The sequence below is a fragment of the Winogradskyella rapida genome, assembly GCF_042675845.1.
Taxonomy (GTDB): Bacteria; Bacteroidota; Bacteroidia; order Flavobacteriales; family Flavobacteriaceae; genus Winogradskyella; species Winogradskyella rapida.
Genome location: NZ_JBHTKM010000063.1, coordinates 1,902,822 through 1,917,249 on the forward strand (window position 1 = coordinate 1,902,822; position 14,428 = coordinate 1,917,249).

Annotated in this window: 7 protein-coding genes; 3 read left to right on the forward strand and 4 right to left on the reverse strand. The window is 36.8% G+C overall.

From position 1 onward, the window contains the following. The first annotated feature begins 213 nt into the window (after window positions 1-213). Window positions 214-2,814, forward strand: a complete 2,601-nt coding sequence (locus tag ACFQ13_RS15585; protein ID WP_386118965.1) for a DUF6923 family protein — start codon at window positions 214-216, stop codon at window positions 2,812-2,814. Window positions 2,815-3,622: 808 nt separating this feature from the next. Here ACFQ13_RS15585 and ACFQ13_RS15590 read toward each other — a convergent pair. Next, window positions 3,623-5,686 (reverse strand): tetratricopeptide repeat protein, encoded by a 2,064-nt coding sequence (locus ACFQ13_RS15590; RefSeq protein ID WP_386118968.1) that lies wholly within the window; start codon window positions 5,684-5,686, stop codon window positions 3,623-3,625. Window positions 5,687-5,833: 147 nt separating this feature from the next. On the opposite strand from ACFQ13_RS15590, the gene ACFQ13_RS15595 reads away from it, so the two are divergent. Continuing rightward, window positions 5,834-7,096: an oligosaccharide flippase family protein gene (locus ACFQ13_RS15595; protein ID WP_386119482.1), complete on the forward strand. Its 1,263-nt coding sequence runs from the start codon at window positions 5,834-5,836 to the stop codon at window positions 7,094-7,096. A 108-nt stretch (window positions 7,097-7,204) separates the two neighbouring features. After that, the gene (locus tag ACFQ13_RS15600) at window positions 7,205-8,422 is read left to right on the forward strand and encodes a glycosyltransferase (protein WP_386118971.1); all 1,218 of its coding nucleotides are present in this window, start codon (window positions 7,205-7,207) and stop codon (window positions 8,420-8,422) included. Between the two features lie 41 nt (window positions 8,423-8,463). On the opposite strand, the gene ACFQ13_RS15605 is transcribed toward ACFQ13_RS15600, so the two are convergent. From ACFQ13_RS15605 to ACFQ13_RS15615, 3 genes are read right to left on the reverse strand one after another with little or no spacing between them, the layout of a single operon-like run. After that, entirely contained in the window at window positions 8,464-9,981 is a 1,518-nt protein-coding gene (locus ACFQ13_RS15605; protein ID WP_386118973.1) for a glycoside hydrolase family 2 TIM barrel-domain containing protein, read from the reverse strand. After that, window positions 9,975-11,189 (reverse strand): hypothetical protein, encoded by a 1,215-nt coding sequence (locus ACFQ13_RS15610; RefSeq protein ID WP_386118976.1) that lies wholly within the window; start codon window positions 11,187-11,189, stop codon window positions 9,975-9,977. Before ACFQ13_RS15610 ends, ACFQ13_RS15605 begins: the two co-directional genes overlap by 7 nt. Further along, window positions 11,189-14,278, reverse strand: a complete 3,090-nt coding sequence (locus ACFQ13_RS15615; protein ID WP_386118979.1) for a hypothetical protein — start codon at window positions 14,276-14,278, stop codon at window positions 11,189-11,191. Before ACFQ13_RS15615 ends, ACFQ13_RS15610 begins: the two co-directional genes overlap by 1 nt. Window positions 14,279-14,428 lie beyond the last annotated feature (150 nt).

Below are 14,428 nucleotides of genomic sequence, written 5' to 3' on the forward strand. Positions count from 1 at the left end.
ATTAAGAGGGTTAATTAATTTTGATTGAGGCAAAAGAGAAATCTTTTGCCTTTTTTTTATAAGCCTATTTTTTAAGCAAGGTAAATGGCGCCCAAAACCATTCATCGATAGTTAAATGCCAACCACCGTGTCTTCATTTGTAACAATCGAAAATTAAAAAATCAGGCGCTTAATCGCTTTAATTTTGTCCTAGAACCTAATAAGAAATAGAAGATGAAAATACTTTACACTTTAAGAAACCAGTTAATCCTTAGTGCTATAGCATTGTGGAGTTTTACAGTTCAAGCACAAGATGTTCCTTTTAATTGCGATCATAATGCTTATCTATTTCAACGTAACGATGTGTATGCCATTGATCTTGCTTCAGGTAACGCCTACCAAGTTGCAGAAGATGTAACCCCAGGAAATATTAATGCTACAGCTTACAATCCTGCAGATGGTTTTATTTGGGGGTCTTTAAGTTCGCCATCAAAAACCATTGTAAGAATAGGTGAAAATTTCAATACGACTTCTTATTATATTAGTGAGCTGCCTAACAACAACCGTTATGTAGGGGATATCAGTTCAGAAGGAATTTATTATTTAAAAGCCGGTGGAAGCACTTACTATAAAATTGATTTAAATCCGGAATCTGAGAATTACACGCAGTATCAGGCTACGGAAAGCTTATCTCAAAGTCTTAATATTCACGATTGGGCGTTTAATGCTGTAGATGGGCAACTTTACGCCGTAGAAAAGACCAGTAATATTCTATACCGTATTAATCCTGAAACGAGTGTGGTAACCCCTCTAGGAGTTGTGCCAATTTTATCGGGATTAAACTATGTCTACGGAGCGGTTTATTTTGATAATGAAGGTCGTTTTTATATCTCAGCAAACCAAACCGGAACCATTTATGTTATCCAAGCCGTACAAGATTTAAACGGTCTAAATATTATAGAGGCTAATTTATTTGCCTTCGGACCTTCAAGTTCTAGTAATGATGGGGCACGTTGTCCTACGGCTCCTGTAATGCAAGAGATTTGTGATAACGGTATTGATGATGATGGGGACGGGCTTATTGATTGTGAAGATCCTTCATGTTCTGGATTCGGATTGTGTGATGTGATTCAGCCACCAACATCAAGTTCTAATGATGGAGGATTAGAAAGTAATAGTCGTCTTTCAGAACAAATTAATGCACGTAATTTCAAAAGAGCAAAAACCGGATACAAATTTGATGCTGCTACAGCACCTATTGTAGAGAGAAGATTAACCTATGCTAACCGAAATGCGAATTCTAGTTTTGTACTACAAGACTTTGTGCCTCTAACAAGTATCAATGAAGATGAAGCGGTTGAAGCGACACCATCAGATTTAATAGGAATCACTAATGCGACTGAAATCTATGCGGTTGATTATATGAAGAATGATATTGCAGTGGCGTCTGTACTGGCTTTAAAAACAGAAAATGGCGTTTATGAGCATACTAAATATATCTGTGATCGTTTATTAGGAGCTGAACTGATCTCTGTCTCTACAATTGATATTAACGAACAACAATTTATAAAATCCATTATTAAAAATGAAGATGGTACCTATGAATTTGTCTTAAGCTTATCGGCTAAAGTTGTGAATAATGAAGCTGAATTTGCCGTAGAAAGCCACTGGAATCTTGACGAATACGAAGCAAATGTTACTTTCTATAACTTCCAGATTTGGTCTAATACTGTAGACGATTTGTACACCCTAGGACAAGAAGTTTTGGATTTGTTAGCGGTTCAGAAACCCATTTCTAGCTATAACAATTCTACACCTCCAACGGTATTTGTAAGAAAGGGAAGTTATACCAATGGCGGCTTAGATCTTCAAATTATTAATACCAACGGGACACAAAATGTGACTTTAGATGCGGGTTATAGAGCAACAGAAACTGAAGACTTTGGAAACCTAAATTCTACCATAGCATTGAGCGGTAATTATATCACCAATGTGAGAGTAGATACTGGGAACCTTTTCGATATCGGATTTAGAATTGGCGATGGCCTAGCCACTCCAGATGATTTGTTTATGTCTGACGGCCCTTGGGGTGTAGATGCTTCACAAGATGGAACTACAGTAAGCCTTTACGATGTTACCACTAATGATTTTGATTTTGAAACTTCTGATTATCCGGTAGAAAGAAATGTGACCTTAAATGCAACAACCAGCAGTTACGTTGCCACTTACAGAGCCTTAACACCACGTTTTAAAGCTGTAGATGTGTCTGACTTTAATAGCTTTAAATTAAGCGCGAAAGGTACAGGGAATTTAGAAATAACATTTGTAAAAGAAAGTGTAATTGAGTGGGAAGACCAGTTTAAAACCACGATTAGCTTAACGGATACACTTCAAGATTTTACGATCTCTATAGCCGATTTAGAGAATAGCACCTTTACACCTGTAGATTTAAACGATGTGGTTACTATAGTCTTTACCATGGTGGCAGAGAACGGAACAGCGACATCAAAAGAAATGGTGTTAAACAACCTAAGATTTTCACAGACAGAAACCCTATCCCTAACAGATATTACCCCAAACCCGAATTCCCTAAAACCCTACCCAAATCCCATGACCACGCACACGTCTATTAATTTTAAAGCTAATTATAGCGAAAAAGTTCAGTTTGTAATCTATGATCAAACCGGAAAGGTTGTTTACACAGCTTATCACGATGTAGTTTCAGGAGTAAACACGATAAAAGTGAATAGAGAGAATTTAAGTTCAGGCTTGTATTTATGCAAGATTGTAAGTCAACAATTCGATTTTAAAACTTTTAAGTTAATGGTTAAATAACCCCTGCGTTATGTACCCCGGCATTAGGCAAAAGCGAGAGCTTTTGCCTTTTGTGTTTTATAGCGGTTTGGGTTTGAGTCTTAGTTTAGAACCTAAGTGTTTTTCTTTGGTGTAGGTCGTATTAAGAAGTTGAAAATTATAGATATCCTTTAGGGCTTATTAGTTCCTTAAGGGTTTTTCTATATCTTGAAATCACATAAAGCGGTCTATAGAAAATATGGTTGTGTTTTGAGGTCTCTAACCCAGAAGAATTGGTCACCTTCAGAAAATAATATTGTCGAAAAAAAGCAGGGCGTGCAGAACAGCTCGACTGATTTCAAATTGGCATTAGGTTGACACTTAAGAGTTAATTAAATGGGGCTAATACGCGACGTAAACCCACTCTTATTCGGACGAAGACGATACGTTAAAGTCATATAGATTTTAAATGTTTTAAGTTGAAAGTGTACAGACGTAGATGATGCTTATTAGAAGTATTTAGAGGTTGAGGAGGAAGGTATACGCTATAAATTGTTATCCCTATTGGAAACCCTAAGAGGATTATAGAATGAACTTCTAACGGAAATTTTAAGCCTTTAACTTCTATCTATTCTGGTTGATCAGTAAAGCGCTTTGTTTTCTAAAGCACTTAGTGTACTTTAAGGTCCTAATAACTTAGAGCTTAATCGGCACATCATTGTGATGGCTTAAGCTAAAGTGACGTCTAGGATAAACATGAAGCAAGCCGTTCTCTATAAAACAGAAAAGGAAGCTATAATTAGCTTCCCGTAAGGTTGAGGTAAAGTTTTAAAATTATTTGAACTCGGTGTTAGTCTCTTTGAAACAGTTTCTTCTTTAAAAACATCCATTTAAAACGTAATCCTATTTCTGTAAAGGTAAATCCAGCTGCTGTTGCAGAGGCAATATTACTACGGGTTCCGTAAACATTTAATAAACTACGTTCTGAAAATCGATATCCAAATGCACCTTGTAATCGGTAGGTGCTCTGCTTGGGGTCGTCTTCAATAAATTGATAACCAAAAGCGGCGGTGGCATTGTAAAACCAGGTTTTCGGTTTGGCTGCCGCTTCATCTTTAATGATATTGACAAAAAGTTCAACCGCATTAAATTTTTCAGGACTAAAATAGATGCTAGGCACTTGATCTTCAAAAGTAATGTGTTGGTAATTTATACCCGCTTTTAATGAAGGCTTAGGAAGCAAATTATAGTATAATGAGGTGAATAGAAGTTGTCTGCTGTTCCCATCATTCTGTGAGGTATACATTAACTGGGTAAACCATCCTAAGTTAAAATTAGTGGCCAAATTATAATTCGCATAATAATTATTCTGTACAATCTCTCGGTCTAGCAAGTCGGCATTAAAACTTTCAATCTGTCTTTTATAACCCACTTCTAATGACTGTAATTTAAAAGATTTAATTCCGAAGGAAATATCAGTTAAGAGTTGTGTATAATTAGCAGATTCAGCTTTTGCCGAAGAGAGGCCTGCGGTTCCTTTAAAAGTGATACTCGGAATCAGTTTATAAGAAACCCCCAAAGAAAGATTGTTAGACGTTGCCGAGTTGTCGGTTACCGTATTTTTTGTGGTTCGGTAGTTGTAGTTTCCTAATAAGGCTAATTTTGTAGAGAGCGGAACATTCACACTCTGATCAAATGAGAAGGCTTGGTTATCGCCATTATCAAAGGTATGAGCCACTTTAGATTCTAGGGTAGGCGTAAAGCTCTGGTCTAATTGTTTAATAAAATTCACCGCATCTTTTTGATCGTCGTAAAAGGTTAAAGTATTTTCTGCAGCGGTATAGGCGCCTTCGGTTTGGCCCAAAGCTTTTAAAGCATTCGCTTTCCCGAGATTCCCATCAAAAGAAGTGCTGTCGTTTACTAAGATTTGGTTGTAATCGTTTAAGCTTGCTTTAAAATTACTTTTATAGATATTAAGTGTGGCACGCAACGCGAGTACCCAGTTTTGGTTTGGATATTTTGTTATTAAGCTATCGATTAAGGTTTGGGCAGCGTTAAATTTTTTATTCCAAATTAAGGCCTGTGCATAGCGTTCTGTCGTTTGTTGTACTACGGTAGGTGCAGCGGTTGAGGATAAGCTATTGTAGGCTGTTGTACTCAGTTCTAAAGCCTTTTTTTCTTTTCCGTTAAGGTGGGCCACTAATGCCAAACCGTTTAAAGCTACGGTGTTATGTTCGGGCTGTTGTGCCAGTTTATGGTATGTAGATTCAGCACGGTCTAGCTGGTTCCAGATAAGGTAAAGGTTGGCTAAATTTAGTAAGCTGTCTTTATCATCTTCAAACAGTTCTAAGTTTGTAAGCAGTAAGGTTTCCGCTTTTTCGTACTGTTGTGCTTGCTGATTTTGGTAGGCATAGCCCAAGTAAATATATTTTTTAGAGGTTAGAGCGTTAGGGTTACCAGGTGAAACCTCTAAGGCTTTGTTCACCATTTCTAAAGCCTCTTCATAAGTTTTTAAATTAGACAGTGTATTGGCAAACCCCAATAAAGCGGCAAAACTTTTTGGCTCTTCCTTGACTAAACCTTTATAATAGGTTTTAGCTTCGCTAAAGTTGTTATTCCATAATAAGGATTCGGCATAATTTAATTTTACTTCAAAATCATTAGGGTAATCGGCAAGTAAGTTTGTAAATAAGGCATAAGCGGCTTCAGAATTTCCATTAAGGCCAATAGCTCTACCATAACACAGGCGTGCTGTTTTGTTGGTCGGATGCTCTTTTAAGACCTCTTGAAAAAAGTCCTCTGCTTTAGCATATTTACCGGTTTCTAAGTAGGTAAATCCTTCTTGCATATTTTGTGCTGAAATGCCAAAAACCAGACATAAGAATGCTAAAGTAATCCGTGATTTTAAAGTCATAATATTCGTATTATTTTCTATTTGCAAGTTACGGCACATAAGTCCTCCATTCATCTACAGCAAGCAGTCATCCGTCGAAATATAGCTAACATACACGGAATTACATAAGATATTTGTGTCAGATTTAAACGAATACCTATAAAAATGATGCAATTATTAGCGGTCTTAAAATCGAGAAAGGTAACACCAGAGCAGTTGTTTATGTTAAGTGTATTAACTGTAAATGGCGGCAACTATTTATACAACCTTATCTTAGGACGTGTCTTAGGACCGGCAGAATTTGCAGATGCTGCGGTTCTTATAACTCTACTGTTGGTGCTGTCGTTCGTGGCGATGACGTTTCAGTTGGTTACGGCCAAATTCTCTGTACTTTTTGAGGATACTTTGTTTAAAACCTTTATCTCTAAAATTTATAAACAGGCTTTTGTAATAGGGCTTGTTTTAGGCGTTTTAATCATTGTGTTTGCTCCCGAATTAAAAGTTGTTTTTAACACCTCCTCCGCTTCAATGTTTGTTATTTTTGGTTGTGGTGTACCGCTTTATTTTTTAATGAGTGTAAACAGAGGGGCTTTTCAAGGAAAAAAAGCTTATAAATTTTTATCGATAACCTATCAAGGCGAAATGCTTAGCCGGTTGCTCATTACCTTAGGCCTTATCTTTTTATTTAATCTTCAATCTTCTGCAATCATTGCTACAGGTATTGCGTTGTCCTTCATTTTTGGAATGTTTCCATTTAAAACGGAACATATCAGCTTTAAAGCATCTCATGAATTAGCCTCAGTTGACAAGAAACACATTAAGAATTTCTTTTTGTTAACAGCATTCTACGAACTCACACAAATTATCATTAACAATAGCGATATCCTACTCGTTAAGCATTATTTTGAGTCTTATGAAGCGGGGTTATATGCCTCTTTGGCCTTAATAGGTCGGATTGTATATTTCATAGCTTGGATGTTCGTAATGTTATTGTTGCCCTCTGTGGTCGCCTTAAAAAAAGAAGGCAAAGAAACGGCTTCAGTGCTGTTTAAGTATGTGGGCTACATTGCAGGCATTTCCATTGTGATTGTGTTAACCTGCTTATCGTTTCCGGAGTTGATCATTAAAATCCTTTTTGGTGAACAGTATATTGCCATGGCTCCCTTGTTATGGAAATACGCCATTGCCACTTCTATGTTTGCGATTTCTAACATCTTCGCTTACTATTACCTCTCTTTAGATAAATATGTTCCGGTGGTGATTTCTGGGGTCTTCGGAATGTTGCAAATGGGGCTAGTGATCTTTTTTCACGATAGTTTAGAGCAAGTGGTACACATGCAAATTGTAGCGATGACCTTGCTGTTAATCATACAGTTAGTCTTTTTTAGAATTGAAATAGGAACACATAAAAAAGCTTTATCTAAAGAATAATTCCATTCGTCTACAGTAAAGGTTGTTCCAACGAAAGTGTTGATTTTTAGAGGAATAAAATCTGAAATTAGCACTATAATTAATTAAAACATTTAAAATTCAGCAATTATGAAACTAGCAATAGTAACCGCATATCCACCAAGTAAAGTCACCTTAAACGAGTATGCTTATCATTTAGTAAAGCACTTTAGACAAAAGGAAGCGATTTCAGAATTAATTCTATTAACGGATAAAACTGAAGGAGCTAAAGACATTATGTTTAGTGAAGACGGCTGTAAGATTACGGTAAAAGAATGCTGGTCTTTTAATAGTTATAAAAATATAATTTCAGTTACCAAAGCCATAAACGCCACAGCCCCTGATGCGGTATTGTTCAATTTACAGTTTATGAAGTTTGGAGATAAAAAAGTCGCTGCAGCTTTAGGTTTAATGTTACCGTTAGTGTGTAAGTTAAAAAAGATACCAAATATTGTGTTATTGCATAATATTCTTGAAGAAGTTGATCTTGGAAGTGCTGGTTTTACATCGAATAAACTGATGCAAAAGCTATACGGTTTTATAGGAACAAGCTTAACAAAATTGATTTTGAAAGCGGATACGGTAGCTGTAACCATGCAGAAATACGTGAATATTTTAGAAGTAAAATACTTAGCTCCTAATGTTAAATTAATTCCACACGGAACCTTTGAAATTGCAGAAAAACCAAATTATAATCTACCAGAAGGGCCTATGCAAATTATGACCTTTGGGAAATTTGGAACCTATAAAAAGGTCGAAGGTATGATTGAAGCTGTAGAAATGGTGAGAGCTAAAACAGGCATGGATTTAGAGGTGGTGATTGCTGGTACGGATAACCCTAATGTTCCTGGATATTTGGCTAAGGTGCAAGCCGATTATAAACATGTTCCTCAAGTACGATTTACAGGTTATGTTGAAGAAAGTGAAGTGCCAACCTTGTTTAATGAAAGTGCTGTGGTCGTTTTTCCTTACACTTCAACCACAGGAAGTTCAGGAGTTTTACACCAAGCAGGAAGTTATGGGAAAGCGGTAGTTATGCCAGATTTAGGCGATTTAGCCTTATTGGTACAAGATGAAGGGTACAGAGGCGAGTTCTTTAACCCAACAAGTGTAGAGAGTTTAGCCGCTGCTATAGAAAACATAGTTACGGATAACGCTTATAGAGTTAAACTTTCTAGAATTAATTATGAGGCGGCTACAGCACACCCAATGTCTAAAATAACCGATATGTATTTAGAAACGTTTACTGAGATTATAGAGAAGAGAAAAGGCGCTACAGCCATGGTTTTAAACTCTTGTAATAAATAAAAACCTCTAAACTCAGAATAGGGCGACTTTAAGGGTTGAACCTATTGGTGAGTGATATAATTAAACGCGTCCTTTTTTGTTCCATTTTTATCAATAAACCCAAAATGCTTCTGAGCATTTTTACGCCAAGGGAGGCGACCTACAACTTCCTTTGGTATGTATGTAAAGTCATATAGAGTCCAAGACATAAATTGCAGATTGTTGGTTGCGATAAGTTCTTGGATTTTTTTGTGATAATTTGCTTGGTCTTCTTCAGAAGCTCCAAAAGGTTTCCAAAATCCAGAATAGGAGGTTAAACCAAATTCTTGAAGGACTAAAGGTTTACCAGGAACTTTCGATTTTAAGGTCTTTACAGCTGCTTCAAATTGTTCTAAGTCGTCATAATAATGAAAGGATATAAAATCGACTTTATCCTTTAATAAAGGGGCACTTTCGGCGTTAGACCAACCAATGGTTATTGGGTGAACGGTATCTATAGATTTTACCAAATGAATCATCTGATCTAACCAAGCCATTACGTTTGCTTTTCCGCGCGATTCAAAATCCAAATTGGGTTCGTTTTTAATATCCCAAGCAATAATAGCCTTATGATCTTTAAATGCCGATACAATCGTTTCTGCGTGCCGTTGGTTTAGGGTCCAATCCATCACCGAATAATCACCATAAAAATCGAATAGCGTCACTACAACATTTAATGCTTCAGCCTCAGCAATATCTAAGGTTTGTTTTAGTTTATGAAGCTTTTCAGGCTGCACATTGGCCTTCCCAAAATCCTCATAAGGTATAAAAATACGTATGGCATTTAAGCCGGCATTTTTAATGATTTTAAAATCTTTAGATAAGATTTCTGTTGAAAATTGATCCCCAAACATATCCCATGGCGTTGCTTGTGGGTAGTAATTGATCCCTTTAATATTTAAACTGTCGGTGTTTATGCTTGCGTTTTCAAAATTATACTGTGCATTTTCTTCTTTCACCATATGCCGAATACGCCAAAATCCATCTTCCAATAAAAGCACAATTTTATAAGTTGAGGTTTCCGTAGTTTCTAAAACCAATTGTTTCGCTTTAAAAAGGCGTTTGTATTCTACGACATGCCTATCGGTTAGGATGGCTAATTGTCCATCTTCACTAAAAAACTCTAAAGTCGGGTTATGGTGAAGTGTGGTCGACTCTACAGTGATATTTTTAGCTTTATTAAGGGATATAAAATCATAGAGGTTTTTTCTAGCATTATCGGTGTAATAATCTTTGATGCCAGCCGTGGTATTTGTTTTATAGGCCATTTGTTTTACGTACCAAGCATCGAGATAATCGTTTTCTAAAGCCTTTAAATTTTCCTCATCCATTGGTCGACCTTCATTTTGTAAAGGTTGCCATGTGAGTTTTGGTTGATATTGTTCTACATTTTGAATTTCGGTATGCAGCATTGTGCTGCGGTCTGCTCCTGTATTTAAATAACTAAATAAGGCGCTAACACCAGAGAGAATAAAGGCGATAACCATGATATATGAGAGAATTAATATGGCGCGTAATATGTTTTTATTAAGACTTACCATAGTTTTTTGGTGTTGAATTCTTTTGTTTTTCCAGCCGTTTCTATGCTGAAATTATAATGACCGTTCGTGTAAATAGCAGGGTTTAAATTGAAGTGCACATAACCATTGAAGCTGGTTTTTACAATGCTATTTACTAAAGTCTTGTCCTTGTAAATATGCAGGGTAACGTGGAGCCCATCTGGAATCATTTGCCCCATAAAACTTTGTAATGGACCAACGTTAATAGTTCTGTTTTTATCTGAAAATACAACCTCAAAATCATTAATTACCTGGTGGTATGTTAATGCGATACTTGGGCTTTCAGACATGCCTTCAACATAGGCTTTGATTTCCCATTGTGCTTCATGATCGGGATGAATAATTTTTGCCTGTGCCACCCCATCAATAGTGGTTCCTGTGGTCTTTAAGATATGCTTATCTTGATCGGTGATAAAAAAAGTTACAAAGGTCCCATCACTCACCACATTGTTGTGTTCGTCTTTTAAAATTGACGTTGTAAAGGTGGTAATCTGGTTGCCATCTGCATAAGCATGAGGACGTGTGGCTGAAATGCTGAAATCTGTAGGAATAGCGGCAGCCACATTTATGGTGAATTCTTTAGAGTGAACGCCTAAACATTCTGAAGCAACTAAAAGGCGTCCGCTTTCTTTTTCAGAATAAAGATTTTTGAAGGCAATAAAATTGTTGGTGTAAATGGAATTCGCTTCTTCCGCGTCTAAAAACTGATGCGTTTCTGTGACTAAGGTGTTATTAGGAACCGGATTATCCAAGCTGTCGGTGGGGATAATAACTAGCATCGTGTAATCTGTGCCACCGGCCTCTATACTTGGAGGTCCAATATAAGTCTCCATGCTAGCCACTTCGGCCTTAGGGTTTAGGGTTAAGCTTCCGGAATTATTGCTGAAGTCTGAGCGTAATTCCCAATTTAAAATCCCTATTTTTTTACTCATGTTTTCAGGGATCGTGTAGGTTAAAGCTCCAGAGGTTAAAACAGGTGTAATAAGGGTGGCGCCATAACTATTAGAGCAATACAATAAAGGTTTTTCAGAATTGGGTGCGGAAAATTTTAAAACTATAGGGGTTCCAACTTCAAACTCGGTGGTCTTGCTTAGGTACTCATAGTTCCCAGGCTCTTGCTTTTGGAGCAGAGCAAAGGAGGATAAGAACATCAATCCTAAAAGAAACAGATATGTGTATTTGTTTGGCATTAATGTGGACTTCCTATATAGGTGTTAATATCTAGTTTAATATAACTAAAATCGGGATGATCTATGTTTTGCAACTCGGCTTCAGAATGATTTTCTATTCTATTAGGCACCACCTTACCGGCAATGGCAGCGTTGGGTAAGCCGTTTACAAAAATATTGCTCATATCCTCGTTGATAATTTTCACTTTTCCGTGGTTTAAAATTTTATATTCAAAATCTTGCTTCCGTTGCTGTCGGATACCTTCTTTAACAAATAAGTGATCTACCCAAACCATTTTTTTATCGGCATTATAATAGGTGATTAAGAGCTGAGGTATGGTAATTTCTTGCACACCACTATTAAATAAATGACCTTTTATGGTATGGTCTTCAATGCTCATAGCACTTAAAACAACACTTTTATACAGGTCAGAACCCGAAACGTTTCCGGCCGCTTGAAGGTTGAATTTCGTGGGTTGTTCTTCAAATTCAATAGGTGTAAATTCATCCGGATTAAAAGTATCTGGAATCGAATCTTGTGTTTTAGACCACGCTATGCCTTCAAAATTAATTCTAAAACTACTCACTTCTTTCGGCATTAATTTATGCTTCATATGGTATTTAGCATTGTAAGTGGCAAGTTGTTTGTTATCGTCGTTGTACAATGTCCCTTTTAAAATGACATCAGCTGGGACATGGTCTATATTTTGAACCTCCCCAATAATAGCATAATGTCCATCATAATGCACCAGTTTGGCAGAGAGCACCTCTAAAACGGGTTGCTTTAAAACATCCTCGTGATGGGTTTGTTCTGTAGTAATGCGGCGCCTTCCTTGGTTAAAATATTTGGTGCCGTGCGCCGAGTAGAGTTGATCTGGTGGTAAATCGTTATTTAAATCGTCGGGTTGTAAGTACCACTTATTACGGCGTTTTGAAAGCGTTTTATAATCTACTTTTTTAATTTTCTCTAAAGGTGTAATCCATTGGGTAGTGACTTTAGCAGCCACCGTGCTGTCGTTATAGGTGGTGATTTCAGTTTCAATAGCATCCATTTTAGCATAGCTACTTAATAGACCATCGGTGACTGAAATTTCTAACATATACTGGGCAATAGGAAGCTGACTTTTAGGATCTATAAGCTGGTGCGCTTTTTCAAATTCCTTAAAATCTAAAGCATCATAATAGGCTATAATTGCATTTTCAGGACTACGTTGGGTGTCGTTTTTTAAGTAAAATAAATACATACCATACCCCACAACGAGGGCTAAAAATAAAGCCCACAAATGCGTAATTCTTAATACGTTCCTGTTAAAGGACTCGTAAGAACAATGATATTTTAAAAAATCCGGGATGGGTTTAAAGCGTGTTTTTAACATGTTTACCCAGAGCATTTGTATGTTAAGTATAAAAGCGACTAACACGGTTAAAAAAGGCATAATTCCCCAATGGATCTTTAGCCATTGGGCCACATCGTCCTTGGGTAAAATAGATGAAATAGGCGGTATGTTTAAGCGTTCCCAAACCATAATCCCATTTTCTAATTGTCTAAGGCGTTGCCATCCACAGAAGTAGAGGATAGGGTCGTAAAACTTATCGTTAGAAAAAATATATTTCAGATTGTATTTTTCTGGAGTGGTTAAAAACTGTTGTAAGGATCCAATACCGGCAACACCTTTAAATTTAGAATTTTCTAATCGTTCTATAGGTCTTGTGGTTAATTCGGGGAGTCGTCGTGCAGAATGGTAATTTCCATCTACGGTTAAAGCATTGGTTTGTGCACTTAGCCATGCCATTTGGTCGCCAAAACCAAGAGTTAAAAAACGCCATTTATCATGATCATCCTGATTGAGGAAATTCACAATAGGTAACATCTTAATTTTTTGAGGTTGTGAGGGTCTAAAGTAGTTTAGGCTCATGGTGAAAATAACCATAAATACCATAAGTCCGGCTAAGAGTCCGCCAATAATTCTATGATAGACAGCTCCAAATTTTGTTTGAATTAAAACCTTCAAATCACCTTCCACAAAACGATAGGCAAATTCCCCCATTAAAGGAATCGACAAAATAGACGCCCAAAGTGTAAAGCGGTCTAAGGTTAAAATATTAAACGCAGTTTCGCCTAACATTTTTAAAGGTATAGGGGTTGTGCCTCCCGTTCCTAAAACCGTACAAATAGTAACGGACAGCCCAAAAAACAAATAACGTTTACTGTAATATCTGTAAAATATATAAGGGAGTAGTACCAGTAAAATACCCCAAGGAATTAAAAAGAAAACCAAACCAGAAGAGGTGATCTCAAGGAAATTATCCCGAGAACCATGCGGAATTGGAACTTGGGTAATGGGGTTGGCTTTAGAGTTTAGCCAATATGGGAAAATACAGCCCACGATTAAGACTAAAGACAACAAGCCAAAACTAACAATACGCTTAAAAAGTTTTAAGAAACTGTTGAGGAAGCGTTTAAACGTGACCTCCTTCATAGAATTCACTTGTTCTCTAGAGACATCCATTAAAACCATACCTATAAGCGGAAAAATAAAAAATACCATTCCGAAAATAGGGGTGACATGGTGTGAGGTTACTGTGACGGCTATAAGTGATAAGCTGGTGGCTAAATACCATTTTTTACCGGTTTTTAACCAAAGGTAAATTTCGGGTAAGGCATGCATTAATACCGAAACGCCTACAATACTAGGAAGCTGTCCAAAAATATGAAGGGTTTCAATAAAGGATGAGGAAAACACAGCCAAAACCGTCGCATAGCCCGCTACAGTTTTATTACCCGTCATTAATAAGGAAAACCGATAAGTTCCTGTAATAAATAGCACAATAGCAATTAAAGCTACGCTAAATAAACCAAACTTTAAACCAGCAATCATAGACAGTAATCCTATAGACTGATGCACTAAAGGGGGATAACTTTGAACGGTAAAACCCGTATACCATTCGTAGTTCCAAGGCTCAAACCAACTATTAGCATAATGATCTGCAAAAAATAAATGGATCAAGGCATCATAAGTTGTTTCCAAGGTAAAAAAGATGGCACTACCATGAAAAGCCAATCCTAAGAGAAGCGCAGATATTAAATATTTATTCGAGGTTTCTTTCATTAAAGGCCTAAGCAATTTCAATAGGGTAAAGATATATAATTTATAAAGGGCTTCAGTTTTTAATGAACTACAGAAAACGACCATTCATCTACACTTACCCTTAGGTTAAACTAAATAAGAATTTTTTAACCCTTTACTCCTGTACTTTTG